The sequence below is a fragment of the Azoarcus sp. CIB genome, assembly GCF_001190925.1.
GTDB lineage: Bacteria > Pseudomonadota > Gammaproteobacteria > Burkholderiales > Rhodocyclaceae > Aromatoleum.
In genome coordinates this window covers 287073-300821 of the sequence record NZ_CP011072.1, presented here as the reverse complement: position 1 = coordinate 300821, position 13749 = coordinate 287073, and the positions used below count along the sequence as shown (strand labels likewise).

The 13749-nt window shown below is 66.9% G+C and carries 15 protein-coding genes; 1 reads left to right on the top strand and 14 read right to left on the bottom strand.

Annotated elements, in window-relative coordinates; translation table 11 throughout:
- Nucleotide 1 precedes the first annotated feature (1 nt).
- The 11 genes from ccmB to AzCIB_RS01125 form a co-directional block, all read right to left on the bottom strand.
- Nucleotides 2–679, bottom strand: coding sequence for a heme exporter protein CcmB (gene ccmB / locus AzCIB_RS01175; protein WP_050414211.1), 678 nt, complete (start codon nt 677–679; stop codon nt 2–4).
- Nucleotides 676–1302, bottom strand: a complete 627-nt coding sequence (ccmA, locus tag AzCIB_RS01170) for a cytochrome c biogenesis heme-transporting ATPase CcmA (RefSeq protein ID WP_050414210.1) — start codon at nt 1300–1302, stop codon at nt 676–678. Before ccmA ends, ccmB begins: the two co-directional genes overlap by 4 nt.
- A gap of 113 nt (nt 1303–1415) precedes the next feature.
- A complete protein-coding gene (locus AzCIB_RS01165) occupies nt 1416–2054 on the bottom strand; it encodes a NapC/NirT family cytochrome c (RefSeq protein WP_050414209.1) in 639 nt (212 codons plus the stop codon).
- A gap of 30 nt (nt 2055–2084) precedes the next feature.
- On the bottom strand, nt 2085–2537 hold the full coding sequence (locus AzCIB_RS01160; protein ID WP_050414208.1) for a nitrate reductase cytochrome c-type subunit: 453 nt from the start codon (nt 2535–2537) through the stop codon (nt 2085–2087).
- The gene (gene napH, locus AzCIB_RS01155; RefSeq protein ID WP_050414207.1) at nt 2534–3418 is read right to left on the bottom strand and encodes a quinol dehydrogenase ferredoxin subunit NapH; all 885 of its coding nucleotides are present in this window, start codon (nt 3416–3418) and stop codon (nt 2534–2536) included. The genes AzCIB_RS01160 and napH overlap by 4 nt, the downstream gene beginning before the upstream one ends.
- Nucleotides 3415–4284 carry a ferredoxin-type protein NapG gene (gene napG / locus AzCIB_RS01150; protein WP_157058398.1) on the bottom strand — a complete coding sequence of 290 codons (870 nt, stop codon included), beginning with the start codon at nt 4282–4284 and terminating at the stop codon, nt 3415–3417. The genes napH and napG overlap by 4 nt, the downstream gene beginning before the upstream one ends.
- 29 nt (nt 4285–4313) lie before the next feature.
- Nucleotides 4314–6866: a nitrate reductase catalytic subunit NapA gene (napA, locus tag AzCIB_RS01145; protein ID WP_050414206.1), complete on the bottom strand. Its 2553-nt coding sequence runs from the start codon at nt 6864–6866 to the stop codon at nt 4314–4316.
- Nucleotide 6867: 1 nt separating this feature from the next.
- Entirely contained in the window at nt 6868–7191 is a 324-nt protein-coding gene (locus AzCIB_RS01140) for a chaperone NapD (protein ID WP_050414205.1), read from the bottom strand.
- Nucleotides 7188–7688 carry a ferredoxin-type protein NapF gene (gene napF / locus AzCIB_RS01135; RefSeq protein WP_050414204.1) on the bottom strand — a complete coding sequence of 167 codons (501 nt, stop codon included), beginning with the start codon at nt 7686–7688 and terminating at the stop codon, nt 7188–7190. The genes AzCIB_RS01140 and napF overlap by 4 nt, the downstream gene beginning before the upstream one ends.
- A 120-nt stretch (nt 7689–7808) precedes the next feature.
- On the bottom strand, nt 7809–8462 hold the full coding sequence (narL, locus tag AzCIB_RS01130) for a two-component system response regulator NarL (RefSeq protein ID WP_050414203.1): 654 nt from the start codon (nt 8460–8462) through the stop codon (nt 7809–7811).
- Nucleotides 8459–10408: an ATP-binding protein gene (locus tag AzCIB_RS01125; protein WP_050414202.1), complete on the bottom strand. Its 1950-nt coding sequence runs from the start codon at nt 10406–10408 to the stop codon at nt 8459–8461. Before AzCIB_RS01125 ends, narL begins: the two co-directional genes overlap by 4 nt.
- A gap of 219 nt (nt 10409–10627) precedes the next feature.
- Between AzCIB_RS01125 and AzCIB_RS01120 the strand changes: the two genes are divergently transcribed.
- Nucleotides 10628–11308, top strand: a complete 681-nt coding sequence (locus tag AzCIB_RS01120; protein WP_050414201.1) for a Crp/Fnr family transcriptional regulator — start codon at nt 10628–10630, stop codon at nt 11306–11308.
- Between the two features lie 16 nt (nt 11309–11324).
- On the opposite strand, the gene AzCIB_RS01115 is transcribed toward AzCIB_RS01120, so the two are convergent.
- The 3 genes from AzCIB_RS01115 to AzCIB_RS01105 all read right to left on the bottom strand — a co-directional run bounded on the left by AzCIB_RS01115 (nt 11325) and on the right by AzCIB_RS01105 (nt 13693).
- Nucleotides 11325–12728: an exonuclease domain-containing protein gene (locus AzCIB_RS01115; RefSeq protein WP_050414200.1), complete on the bottom strand. Its 1404-nt coding sequence runs from the start codon at nt 12726–12728 to the stop codon at nt 11325–11327.
- 89 nt (nt 12729–12817) lie between these two features.
- The gene (locus tag AzCIB_RS01110; protein WP_050414199.1) at nt 12818–13006 is read right to left on the bottom strand and encodes a DUF3460 family protein; all 189 of its coding nucleotides are present in this window, start codon (nt 13004–13006) and stop codon (nt 12818–12820) included.
- A gap of 87 nt (nt 13007–13093) precedes the next feature.
- Nucleotides 13094–13693, bottom strand: a complete 600-nt coding sequence (locus AzCIB_RS01105) for a LysE family translocator (RefSeq protein WP_050414198.1) — start codon at nt 13691–13693, stop codon at nt 13094–13096.
- Between the last annotated feature and the right edge of the window lie 56 nt (nt 13694–13749).

Below are 13749 nucleotides of genomic sequence, written 5' to 3'. Positions count from 1 at the left end.
ATCATTCAACCGCAATTCGGAGGGCTGCGGCACAGGCCAGCGGCGCCAGAGCCAGGGAACCCAGCAGGCCGCCACCCAGAAGCAAAAGATGTGCCTGGGCGCCGGATCCGGACAGGTAAGCGTCGACTGCGCCGGCACCGAAGATCAGCACCGGCACGAACAAGGGCAGCACCAGGAGCGCGAGCAACATGCCGCCGCCGCGCAGGCCCAGCGTCAGCGCGGCACCGACCGCACCCAGCAGCGCGAGGATCGGGGTTCCGAGCGCCAACGATAGGACCAGCACCCCCAACGCACCTTGCTCGACGTCAAACAGCAGGGCCAACCCCGGCGCGACGATCAAGAGTGGCAGGCCGGTGGCGATCCAGTGGGCGCAGATCTTGGCGACGACCCACAGGACGGTAGGCTCGGGCGTGAGCAGGAGTTGTTCGAGCGTGCCGTCGGCATGATCCTGCGCGAACAGGCGATGCAGCGACAGCAGCGTGGACAGCAGCGCGGCCACCCACAGCACGCCCGGCGCGATGGCGCGCAACTGGTTGGGCTCGGCGCCGACCCCGAAGGGGAACAGGCACACGACAACGACGAAGAATGCGAGCGTGACGAGGACGTCGGCGCGACCGCGCCATGCCAGCAGAAGATCGCGGCCCAGGACCGCGACGAAGGGACCCAGGGCGCGGCTCAACAGGCTACCTCGGCAAGATCGAGCACCGTCGGAGCCTTGGCGAAGGGTGCATCCTGGTGAGTGGTGAGCACCACCATGCCGCCGGCGGCGCAATGTTCGGAAAGGGTGGCCGTCAGGTCGGCCACCGCAGCAACGTCGAGAGCCGTGAAAGGCTCATCAAGAATCCACAGCTTGCGGTCAGCCTCGAGGAACAGGCGGGCCAGCCCGACGCGCCGGCGCTGCCCCTGCGACAGGACGCGGGCGGGCAGGTCGAGCTGCTGGGCGAGACCGATGCGCACGAGGGCATCGATGCAGGCATCCTCGTCGACCTCGTCGCCACCCGAGGCACAGGCGAAGCGCAGGTTTTCGAGCGGCGAGAGGAGGTCATTGAGCGCCGGCGCATGTCCGAGGTACAACAGGGAACGATGGTAGCTTTCGCGGTCGCGATTGACGGGAACGTCGTTCCAGCGGATTTCGCCGCTCTCGGGCATTGCGAGGCCACACAGGATGCGTAGCAGACTGGTCTTGCCGTATCCGTTCGGACCGGCAACGCGCAGCAGGTCCCCCGGGGCGACCCGCAGGGAAAGGCCACGGAACAACGGGCGGTCACCCTTCACGCAGGCGAGATCATTAGCATAAAGCATGGGCGTGAATTTAACCACAGACGCGACCGGTTCGGGAGATCCGGAAACGGGAAAACCGCGATTTCACCAGTAGATCGGTGAAATCGCGGCGGGACCGGCGAGGAGCGGGAATTTCAGTCCTGCTTGGGCGGAACCGACGGGTGGAACACCTCGGGCGCGACGCTTTCGCGCGCGGCGCCGATGTCCTGCTCGATCGGCGGCAGGGAGTGCGCGATGCCCTTGTGGCAGTCGATGCAGGTCTTGCCTTCGGCAAGCCCGCTCTGGTGCGCCTTGTTGGAGCGGCGACCCTGCACGGAGTAGTCGAAATACTCGTAGTTGTGGCAGTTGCGGCACTCCTGCGAGTTGTTCTTCTTCATGCGGCGCCATTCGTTCTGGGCGAGCTGGACGCGCTTGGCGTTGAACTTCTCGGGCGTGTCGATGGTGCCGAGCAGGTGGTGGAAGACTTCGTTGGATGCCTGGATCTTGCGGATGATCTTGGGAATCCATTCCTTGGGCACGTGGCAATCCGGGCAGGTGGCGCGCACGCCGGTGCGGTTCTGGTAGTGGATGGTGTTGCGGTACTCCTTGAAGACGTTTTCCTTCATCTCGTGACAGCCGATGCAGAAGGCTTCGCGGTTGGTGAGTTCCAGCACCGTGTTGAAGCCGCCCCAGAAGATGATGCCGGCGACGAAGGCAATGCCGACGACGCCGAACACGAGGCGACGCAGGCGCTGCCACAGGCTGCCCTTCGCGTTGTTGTTGTCCTGGGTCATGTTGGTTCCCTGTCCGTTAGGCGTCGAGGATCAGCGCAGGCCCTCGGCGCGTTTGAAGTTGTTATCGACCAGCGGCTTGGCGTCGGTCTGCGGGATGTGGCACTGCAGGCAGAAGTAGCGGCGCGGCGAGACGTTCGAGAGCTCGCCGCCGTCGCGGTCCTTGAAGTGGGTGAGGCTGACCTTGGTCGCGTTGAACTCCTGGTAGCGGCTCCACGCGTGGCAGTCCATGCACTTGTTGAAATTCTTCGTGACTTCATAGCCCTCGACCTTGTGCGGAATCAAGGGTGGCTGCTGCACGTAGTCGCGCGATATGGCCGGCCCGTCGGGCCGGATGTGCGCCGCCGGGGTGACCGGCTCGGCCGCGTCGACCGGTGCGCCGCGCAGACTCTGCACCTGCTGGGCGAAGGCGGCCTGTCCGCCGAAGGTACCGAAACTCACGGCGGCAATGAGCGCCAGCGTCAGGTTACGGGTCTGTTTTTTCATGACTCGCTCCTATCAAATCGGGTCGTGATTCGAAAAACGTTCCTGCCGCATACATCGACGCAGCGGCCACAGTTGGTGCAGTTGCGGTCGAGAATGACGGGATGGTCCTGGCCGGCCGCCTTGAGGGCGGGACGGATGACCTGGGGTTCGGGGCATACGACAAAGCAGTCCATGCAGTCATCGCAGGCGCTGCGGTGTGCGGCGCTGACACGGACCAGCGCGGCGCTGCCGAACAGGCTATAGAAGGCGCCCATCGGGCAGATGTGGCCGCACCAGCCGCGCGTGGCGATCAGCAGGTCGTAGAGAAAGACGCCGCCGACGATGCCCCACGCGAGGCCGAAGCCGAAGATGAGGCCACGGTGCAGCATCGATACCGGATTGACCCATTCCCACGCGAGACTGCCGGTCGCGAAGGCGGCGAGGAGCAGGAGGCCGAGCAGCCAGTAGCGCGTGGCGCCCGAGGGGATCTTGCCGCCCTTGAGACCGAGACGCCGGCGCAGCCATGCGGCGGCGTCGGTGACGAGGTTCATCGGGCATACCCACGCGCAGAACACGCGCCCGCCGACGATGAGGTAGAAGGCGACGACGATGCCGGCGCCGATCAGGGCCTCCTTGTACGGGAGCGTTCCGGCCGCGAGCGACTGGACGAGCAGGAAGGGGTCGGTGAGCGGCAGCACGTCGAGCGTGAGGCTGGACGAGAGGTTGCCCTTGACGATCCACAGCCCGAACCACGGCCCGGCGAGGAATAGCGCAAGGATGCCGAGCTGCGACAGGCGGCGCAGGACGAGCCACTTGTGCGCGCCCAGCCAGCCCTTGCTGGCGATGGCGTCGGCGCCGACACGCGGGCGCGCGGCTTTCGGCATGGAGGCGACGGTGCTCATGGCTTCCACCCGGAGTCGAGGCCGCTCCCCGGCGGGGCGGGCGTGGCGGGCGCGGGGGCCGGGCCCTGTCCGGGCAGTACACGCGTGTCGCCGTAGGACTTGCCTTCGAGGCCGCGCACGGGCAGCTCGATCTGCTCGCCGATCAGCGACTGGCCGGCGGCTTCCTTCTCTTCCCAGCCCTTGCGGTAGTGCTCGGCCTTCGAGCCCTGCGCGAGTTTCACCGGCAACACCTTGATCGCGGCTTCGCCCGGCAGCACGCAGGATTTCTCGCATTTGCCGCAGCCGGTGCAGTAATCCGAGTGCACGGTGGGCAGCAGCATCGCGTGGCGGTCGGAGCGGGGATTGTGCTGACGCTCCAGCGTGATCGCCTTGTCGATGACCGGACACACGCGATAGCAGACGTCGCAGCGCAGGCCGAGGAAGTTGAGGCAGGTCTCGTGATCGATCAGCACCGCGAGGCCCATGCGGGCCTTGCCGATGTCGGTGAGGCTGCGGTCGAGCGCACCGGTCGGGCACGCCACGACGCACGGGATGTCCTCGCACATCTCGCACGGGATCTGGCGTGCGGCGAAGTACGGGGTGCCGGTCGCGACGCCGTCGCCGAGCTCTGCGAGCTTGAGCGTGTCGTAGGGACAGTCGCGCACGCACAGGCCGCAGCGCACGCAGGCGGCGAGGAAATCGCTTTCCGCGAGCGCGCCGGGCGGGCGCAGGGCGACCGCGGGCAGAGCGCTGGCCTGCTTCGCGTACAGGCCGACGCCGAGCGACAGCAGGCAGGCGCCGCCCGCGACCCCCGCCGCTTCCCGGAGGAAGCGGCGGCGGGGCGAGGGGCCTCCCTGGCCGACCGGCTTGTCCTGCATGTCACCCATGATCGCTGCTCCGGCGCCCTATTCCGCGGTCAGACCTTGAGCACCTTGACGGCGCACTTCTTGAAGTCCGTTTCCTTCGAGATCGGGCAGGTGGCATCGAGCGTGAGCTTGTTCACCAGGCGCCCTTCGTCGAAGAACGGAATGAAGATGAGACCGACGGGCGGCTTGTTGCGGCCGCGGGTTTCCAGGCGTGCGGTGATCTCGCCGCGACGCGAGACGACCTTGACCATCATGCCGCGCTGCAGGCCGCGCTTGGTGGCGTCGTCCGGGTGCATGAAGATCTGGGCTTCGGGCACCGAGCGGTGCAGCTCGGGCACGCGGCGCGTCATGGTGCCCGTGTGCCAGTGCTCGAGCACACGGCCCGTGCACAACCACATGTCGTAGTCCTTGTCCGGCATTTCCGGCGGATCCTGGTAGGGCAGCGCGAAGATGACCGCCTTGCCGTCCTTGTGGCCGTAGAACTTCACGCCCTCGCCGGTCTTGACGTAGGGGTCGTAGCCTTCGCGGAAGCGCCACAGGGTTTCCTTGCCTTCGACGACCGGCCAGCGGAGGCCGCGCGCCTTGTGGTATACGGCAAAGTCGGCGAGGTCGTGGCCGTGGCCGCGGCCGAACTGGGCGTATTCCTCGAACAGGCCCTTCTGCAGGTAGAAGCCGAGCTCCTTCGACTCGTCGTTCATGTAGCCGGGGATCGCGTGCGAGTTCGTCTTCTCGACGTCGGCGAGCGGGAATTTGTTGACCGTGCCGTTCTTGTAGAGGATGTCGAACAGGGTCTTGCCCTTGTACTCGGGCTTCTTGGCGATGAGCTCGGCGGGCCACACGTCCTCGACCTTGAAGCGCTTGGAGAATTCGAGGAGCTGCCACAGGTCGGACTTGGCCTGGCCCGGGGGCGCCACCTGCTGGCGCCAGAACTGGGTGCGGCGTTCGGCGTTGCCGAAGGCGCCTTCCTTCTCTGCCCACATCGCAGCGGGCAGGATCAGGTCGGCCGACAGCGCGGACACGGTCGGATAGCAGTCCGACACGACGATGAAGGTCTCGGGGTTGCGCCAGCCGGGGTAGATCTCGCCGTTGATGTTCGGACCGGCCTGCATGTTGTTGGTCGTGCTGGTCCAGTAGCACTTGAGCTTGCCGTCCTTGAGCGCGCGGCTCTGCGCGACGGCGTGGTAGCCGATCTTCTCGGGGATGGTGCCGTCGGGCAGCTGCCAGATCTTCTCGGTGATCGCACGGTGCATCGGGTTGGTGACGACCATGTCGGCCGGCAGGCGGTGCGAGAAGGTGCCGACCTCGCGCGCGGTGCCGCAGGCGGAGGGCTGGCCGGTGAGCGAGAACGGGCTGTTGCCGGGCTCGGAGATCTTGCCCGTCAGCAGGTGCACGTTGTAGATCATGTTGTTCACCCACGTGCCACGGGTGTGCTGATTGAAGCCCATGGTCCAGAAGGACATGACCTTCTTGTTCGGGTCGGCGTAGAGCTTGGCCATGCGCTCGAGGCGATCGACGGGGACGCCGGAGAGCTTCGACACCTTCTCGGCCGTGTACTCGGACACGAACTTGGCGAACTCCTCGAAGCTGATGTCGGTCGCCGCACCGGTGTTGCCCTTGGGCTTGCCGTCGGCGCCGGGATAGCCGTTGTTGGTGGCGTTGGCTTCGAGGGCGTGGTTGGGGCGCAGGCCGAAACCGATGTCGGTTTCGCCCTTCTTGAAGTTGACCCGCGTCTTGACGAACTCGGTGTTAACTTTCTTGTTCTGGATGATGTAGTTGCAGATGTAGTTCAGGATCGCCAGATCGGTGTTCGGCACGAAGATCATGCCGTTGTCGGCGAGCTCGAAGGAGCGATGCTCGAAGGTCGACAGCACGTGCACCTCGCTGCCTTCCTTGGACAGGCGGCGGTCGGTGATACGCGACCACAGGATGGGGTGCATTTCCGCCATGTTCGAGCCCCACAGCACGAAGCCGTCGGCGTTCTCGATGTCGTCGTAGCAGCCCATTGGCTCGTCGATGCCGAAGGTGCGCATGAAGCCCGCGACCGCGGAGGCCATGCAGTGGCGCGCGTTGGGGTCGAGGTTGTTGCTGCGCAGGCCGGCCTTGTGCAGCTTGGCCGCGGCGTAGCCTTCCCAGATGGTCCATTGACCCGAGCCGAACATGCCGACGGAATCGTTGCCGTGCTGCTTGATCGCGGCCTTCCATTTCTCGGCCATGATGTCGAAGGCCTGGTCCCAGCTGACCGGGGCGAACTCGCCGTTCTTGTCGTACTTGCCGCCCTTCATGCGCAGCAGGGGCTTGGTGAGCCGGTCGTTGCCGTACATGATCTTCGACAGGAAATAGCCCTTGATGCAGTTGATTCCGCGGTTCACGGGCGAATCGGGGTCGCCCTGGGTGGCGACGACGCGGCCGTTCTGCACGCCGACGAGCACCGAGCAGCCGACGCCGCAGAAGCGGCAGGCGGCCTTGTCCCAGCGCACCTTCGTGGAGGCGGAGCCGGCGGGCTGGGCCTGCGCCTCGGCCACCACCGGAATGCCGATGCCGGCGGTCGCCGCGGCGGCCGCGATGGCATTGGTCTTGATGAATTCGCGTCTATCCATGGTCATTTCAAGCCTCCTTGTCCTGAGCGCTGCCGATTCGGTCCGCCGCGAGCGGCAGGCCCGGGATCGGTTCCGGGTGTTCCAATTCGTGTTCCAAACCTTCATCCGTGTATTCGTAGGCCAGCGTCACGCCGAGCACGTGCGGGGCGAGGTTGACGGCCAGCAGGGAGTCGGTCATCGCGTAGCCCTCGCCATCCTCGACGGTGACGATGACGCGCCCGAGTTCGGCACTGGCGCCGTGCAGCTCGACGCCGGGAATCCTCAGCAGCGCGTCCTTCAGGGCGTCGATGTGCTCCGGGCTGACCCGAACGACGAGACTTGCGATCTTCATACAGACATCTCCACTTCATTCTTCATTGCGATGGCGCCGGTCGGACAGGGTGCCTGGCAGCCGCCGCCGCCGGTGCAGCGCCCGGCGTCGAACAGGGGCTGCGCGACACCGCCGAGGCTTGGCCGGAAGCGGATCGCGGTTTCGCTGCACACCTCGCCGCACACCCGGCACTCGACGCCGCGGCGTGCGAGGCAGGCGTCGCCGATCACCGCCCTGAGCTGCCACGGCGTTGCCGCATCATCGGCCCGCCGCAGGGCTTCCGCCTTGCAGGCCGCGACGCAGTCACCGCAGAAGCTGCATTCGCCGCGGCTGAAATCGACAACCGGATAGCCGCCGGGGGCAGCGACCAGAATCGCGGGCGGACAGGCCTTCAGACAGTCGCCGCAGCGTGTGCACCGGTCCTCGAACGCGCCATCGGCAATCGCCCAGGGCGGGCGCTGCATGTCGGGATCGGAACCAATGCGGCCCCTGAGAAAACCGCGGCGTGAAGTCGACATGAAGCGAGCGCAATACCCTGAAACATCCATGGTTTTCATTGGACACGCGCCCGGTACGCCGAACCTTGACTGCCATCAAGATGAGAATGACTCCCATCTTTAGCCAGCCCGGCGGCTGGATCAACGTTCGCTGCGCGTGTGCTCGACGGCCCAGACGGCCGCCTCCACGCGCGAACGGAAGTTGAGCTTGCGCAACAGGTGCTTGACGTGCACCTTTACGGTGCCTTCGGCGATGTTGAGTTCGCGCGCGATCTGCTTGTTCGACAGGCCGCCCGCGATGCAATCGAGGATGCCCTGCTCGCGCTCGGTGAGTCCGGCCGCCGACGCGCTCTCGGGGCGTTTTTCGTCACGCAGGGCGGCCGCCAACAGGTGCGTGAGCGCGTCGGAGACGACGATGCGCCCGGCAGCGGCCGTGCGCAGCGCCTCCACCATCTCCTCCGGTTCCATGTCCTTGAGCAGGTAACCGTCCGCTCCGGCGCGCAGCGCGGCGACGAGGTCGTCGGCGGCGTCCGAGACGGTGACCATCACGACACGAGTGTCGAGATCGGCCTGCTTCACGAAGCGCAGCACTTCGAGTCCGGACATCTCCTTCATGTTGAGGTCGAGCAGCAGCAGGTCGGGGCGCAGGTGCAGGATCTGGCGGATGCCTTCCTTGCCGTCCGCGGCTTCGGCTACGAGGTCGAATCCGGGGACGGTGCGCAGCAGCTGGATCAGCCCCTTGCGGAACAACGGGTGGTCGTCGACGATGATGATGCGTTGCGGAATTTCGCTCATTTGCCTTCCACTGCGATGGGTATCCGGGTGCGAATCTGTGCCGGGTCCGGCTTGAAGCGCACGACGATGCGCGTGCCGCCGGCGGGGCAGTCCTGCATTTCGAACGAGCCGCCGAGACCGCGCGCGCGCTCGGCCATGATCGTAAGGCCGAAATGCTGCGCCGCGACCGGTGAGTCGGCGTCCACGCCGCGGCCGTCGTCCTCGACGACGACTTCGATCTCGTCGTCGGGCGCGGACGTGAGCGCGACGCGGATGGTGGTCGCCTGCGCATGGCGCACCGCATTCGACAAGGCCTCGCGGACGATGTGCAGGACGTGGATTTCCTGGTTCGGGTTGAGGTGGCCCCCCGCCAGATCGAGATCGAGCCCGATCGGCAAGCCGCTGCGCAGGGCGAACTCGGATACGGTATTGCCGAGCAGGCGGGCGAAGTCGCCCTCGATGCGCAGGCGGAAGGTGGCCAGCAGTTCGCGCAACTGGCGGTAGGCGACGTTGATGCCTTCGCGCAGATCGGCGAGGATGGTCGCGGCGCCTTCGCGCGCCTGCGGTCCCGCCAGCGCCGAGGACAGCAGGCTCACCTGGATCTTCATGAAGGACAGCGACTGCGCGAGCGAATCGTGCAGCTCGCGGGCGATGATCGAGCGCTCTTCCTGCAGCGCGAGGAGGCGGTCGCGCTCACTCTGGCGCGAGATGCCGAGCGCGATGCCCATGTGGCGCGACACCGCCTCGAGCAGGTCGCATTCCCATTCCTCCAGGCGCTTACCCGGCGGCAGCGCGAGGCGCAACATGCCGTAATGGCGCTCGGCATCGCGCAGCGGCACCAACAGCACGTCGACTTCGCCCTCGCGGTGGTAGCTCCACGGCGCCGTGCGCCCCGAACAGCGGGCGCAATTCCCGCCGCCCGAAAGGCGTTCCGCGCACTCGCCCATCGTCGATGCGATCGCTGCTGCCGGCCCGCCGTGCTTGGGCTCGATGCAGATGAAACTCCCCCTGAGGCCCAGCGTCTGCTCGAGGTCCTCCAGCGTTTCGGAATAGGTCTCGCTGCTGGCGGGCGCGTGGTAGAGGCGCGCGATCACGTAGTACAGGAGTTCGAGCGCACGGTTGCTGCGCGTGAGGTCCGCGGTCTTCTTCTCGACGCGGGCCTCGAGCTCGCGGTAGGCGACGGACAGCTCGCCCGCCATCGCGTTGAAGGCTTCGCCGACCCGTCCCAGTTCGTCGCGCCCGGTGTGGCGGCTGCGCGCCTCGAAGTCGCCCTGGGCGATGCGTGCCGCACAGCTGCGCAGGTCCGTCAGCGGCGCGAGCACGCGCCGCCGCAGCACGACGAGCGCCGCCACGATGACGAACACGAGCAGGGCTAGTGCTGCGCCCAGCATCGTGCGGAGTTGCTCGATGCGCGACTCGGCCTCGTGCTCCAGCACCGCGACCAGCGTGTTGATCTCCTCGGCGAAGGCATCGACATCCGCCAGCAGCGCGCGGTAGTGCTCCTTCGCGAGCGGATCTTCTGGCCGCGTGTCGGGAGTCTGCAGCAGGCGGGGCCGGATGCGCGCCATCCAGCCGGCTTCGACGCCGCGAAAGATCGACGCGAAGACGCCGCTCGGCTGGCGCTCCAGCACGCTGGCGATGACCGGACTGTCCAGTGCCGCGTCGAATTGTGCGACCGCGTCGCGGACCGCCGCCTGATCCGCCGCCCCCATCCCGCGCGCCACCGCGAGACCGCCCGCCCGATGAATGAGCCGGCGCAGGCTTCCGGCGACGTTCACGGCGCTGGCGCTGCCCTGCACGGATTCGACGACGACCACCGACACGCCGATGCCGACCACCCCGATCACGGCGACCGCGAAGAACGCCAGCAACAGAAGCAGCAGCACGGCGCGCCCGACGATCATGCGCCACATGCGCAGCACCAGTCCGCGCAATCCGTGCCCCGACTGAGCGGCCGCTGGATTCATGGGAGATACCTCCATATACCCCAATCCGTAACCGGATATTACCCGGTCAAAAAAAGGCCATGAAAATCCGACACTTTCCTCTTACCACCAATACCTCTGAAGGGGTAGTCGGCGGCGAAGTGAGGCATATGCCACTAGGATCATCATGTTTTCTGCATCTACACTTGCGGAAGAATGTCGGCCCGACCCCGCATCATGACGCACAGGGAGCTTCCTGCCATGAACACGATCCAGGTCCAGACGGTTCAGATCCTCGCCCGCATCGATCCCTTCGATCGACTCGATACCGCCGCGCTTGGGCGACTCGCCCACGGCGTGCGCTCGCAGCGGGCATCGCGCGGCGAGATGCTGATGCATCGCGGCGCGGAGCCCGGCGGCATGTACCTCGTGCTCGAAGGCGAAATCAAATTATTCCTGATCTCCAGCGCGGGAGCGGAAAAGGTCGTGCGGCTCGCCGGGCCGGTCGACACCTTCTACGAAGAGAACATCTTCAGCGACAGCTGTCAGAGCCTCGCGGCACAGGCCACGCGCAACAGTATCGTGCTGCACATCCAGCGCAGCGTGCTGCAGGCGGCAATGGCGGCGCAGCCGGCCTTCGCGATGGCGCTGATGGCGCGGCTTTCGGAACGCATGCGCGAACTGGTCGACGGGATGGAGCAATGCACGCAGCGCAGCAGCACGCAGCGCGTCGCGCACTATCTCGTGCAACATGCCGACAGCGACGACGGCGAGGTGCATCTTCCATGCGACAAGCAAACGATCGCGTCGCAACTCAACCTGACGCCGGAAACCTTCTCGCGCGTACTCAACCGGCTGCGGCGCGACGGTTTCATCGTCCCGCGCGGACGCCGCGCGATCACTCTCACCAACCGCCTGCAGCTCGAGCTCATCGCCGCCTGACGGCAGGTCGGCCGCTTCAGGCGGCGAGCGGCGTCACGCGGTCGCGGTTGCCGTCCGCGGCAAGCCAGCGCACCAGAATGCGGTAGATGTCCAGATCGAAGCGGCGGGCAGGCAGCTCGGCGCGCAAGGCGTCCAGCGCCTGCGCACTGTCGGCGGAGCCCAGCAGGCACCAGCGGTCGAACACGTGCCAGGCCTCGCTGCCGCTGTGCGGACAGCGCTCCGCGACGATCACCGCGCCCGCCCACGGCCAGGGGCGCAGCTTCACCGCCCCGAGCGCGCCGAGCAGGCGCTCGTCGTGCGCCGCGGCGCTTTCCTTGCCGACACACACACCGGCGCAGCGTTTCGCCAGATGCGCCGAACAGGGCCCGTCGTTGCCCCCTTCCAGCCCCAGGCGCCGCAGGCACAACTGATAGGCTTGCGCGAGTTCGCGCAGCAGATTGTCGGCTTCCTTCTTCGTGCGGAAAGTGCCGTGCACGTCGCCCCATGCCGCCGGATCGCTGTCGGCGAGCGGAACGCGTTGCAGTATGGGCGGGCGCTTGCGTCCCGGCACGTATTGCAGGCCGAACACGTCCGCGCCGCCCGCGGCGCGGTTGTACTGCGGGCAGCGGCGGCGCAGGAGCTCCGCCTCGCGCAGCGTCACGGTCAGTTCGCCGGCGCTCTCCTCCCAGTCGACGCGGCGCACACGCTGCGCAAGCTCCGCATCCTTGCCCTTCACGCCGGGCGAGAAGTGTTCCATGACGCGCGCGCGCAGGCAGGCGCTGCGCCCGAGGTAGAGCAGCTGGTCGTTGTCGCCGTAGAGGTAATACAGGCCGGGCGACTCGGGCAGGCCTTCGAGCACGCCCTCGGGCAGCTCGACCACGCGCGCGGGCCGCTTCATCGCGCGCTCGACGGCGCGTGCGAGCACCTCGGGCGCGAAGGAGTCGGTCACGAGCCGGGCGAACTGCCACAGCACCTCGGTGTCACCCATCGCGCGGTGGCGCGCGCCGCAGGTGAAGCCGTGGCGCTCGATCAGGGCGTCGAGGCCGTGGCGGTGATGCTCGGGGTACAGCGCGCGCGACAGCTTCACGGTGCATAGCACCGGCGCATCGAAGGTCTGATCGATGCGCGCGAATTCGCTGCGGATGAAGCCGTAGTCGAAGCGCGCGTTGTGCGCGACGAACACCGCGCCGCCGAGACGGGCGCGCACCTCGTCGGCGACGGCCGCGAAGGTCGGCGCATCGGCCACCATCGCATCGGTGATGCCGACCAGCCGCTGGATCAGCGGCGGAATCGGGCATTCGGGATTGACGAGGGTTTCCCAGCGCTCGACCAGCTCGCCGCGCTCGATGCGCAGCACGGCGATCTCCGTCACGCGGTCGCGCAGCGGATTCGCGCCGGTGGTTTCGACGTCGATCAGGACCAGTGAGTCAGGCAGCGACACGCGGGCGGGGGACAGGGCGGATTCCCGCAAGACAGGCCGCACGCGGCGCGGACGGACGCGTGCGCGGCGGACGAATCAGTAGCGCCGCTTCAATAGTGAGTATCGTAGTAGTAGGCCCTCACCGGCACGCTCGACTCGTCGTAGCGCGCCTGGGTCGCCACATCCTGCGGCTTGTCCCACCACAGGGCACGGCCCTTCTTCTGCTCGTCGAGTTCCTTCGGGTGCTTTTCCAGCCACTCGCGCATGAACTTGGTGTGCTCCGATTCGTACATCGCCATTTATTCTCTCCCGGTACAAGGCGACGCATTGTAGACGTCCCGACCGGCCGCCGCCAATGCGCGCACGAAAAACGGGATTCCTTCACGTCACTTCGACACCAGTTCGTCGATCAGGATCCAGGCCGCGGTCGCCCCGAGCAGGGCGGCCATCGCCCAATTGAACGCACGCAGCGCGACGGGGCTCTGCAGGAAGACGCCCATGCGGTCGCCCGCGAGCGCCCACAGCGCGATGCACGGCAGGTTCACGACGGCGCACCACCACGCGAGCTCCGCCGCCGTCTGCCAGCCGCTGCCGCGCGGCAGGAACAGGATCGCAACGTTGAGCACCATCATCCACGCCTTGGGGTTGACCCACTGGAACAGCGCGGCGCCGAAGAAGCCCAACGGACGGGCCTGGCCGCGCGAGGCCGGCTCCCCGGCGCGCGCCTGGCGCCACGCGAGCCACAGCAGGTAAGCGCAGCCGGCGATCACGAGCGGCACCCGCAGCGCTTCGAGCCACACCATGATCCACGCCAGCAGGCTCGCGACCAGCACGACCTGCACGCCGTGCCCGACGCTGACGCCGAGCATGTGCGGCAGCGTGCGGCGGAAGCCGAAATTGACGCCGCTCGCCGCGAGCATGAGGTTGTTCGGTCCGGGCGTGACGGACATCGTGACCACGTAGGTCATCAGGGGCAGATCGAACATGGCGCTTCCTCCGGGCTGACTTTCACGCCTTCAAGGATAGGGATTCGCGCGCGAAG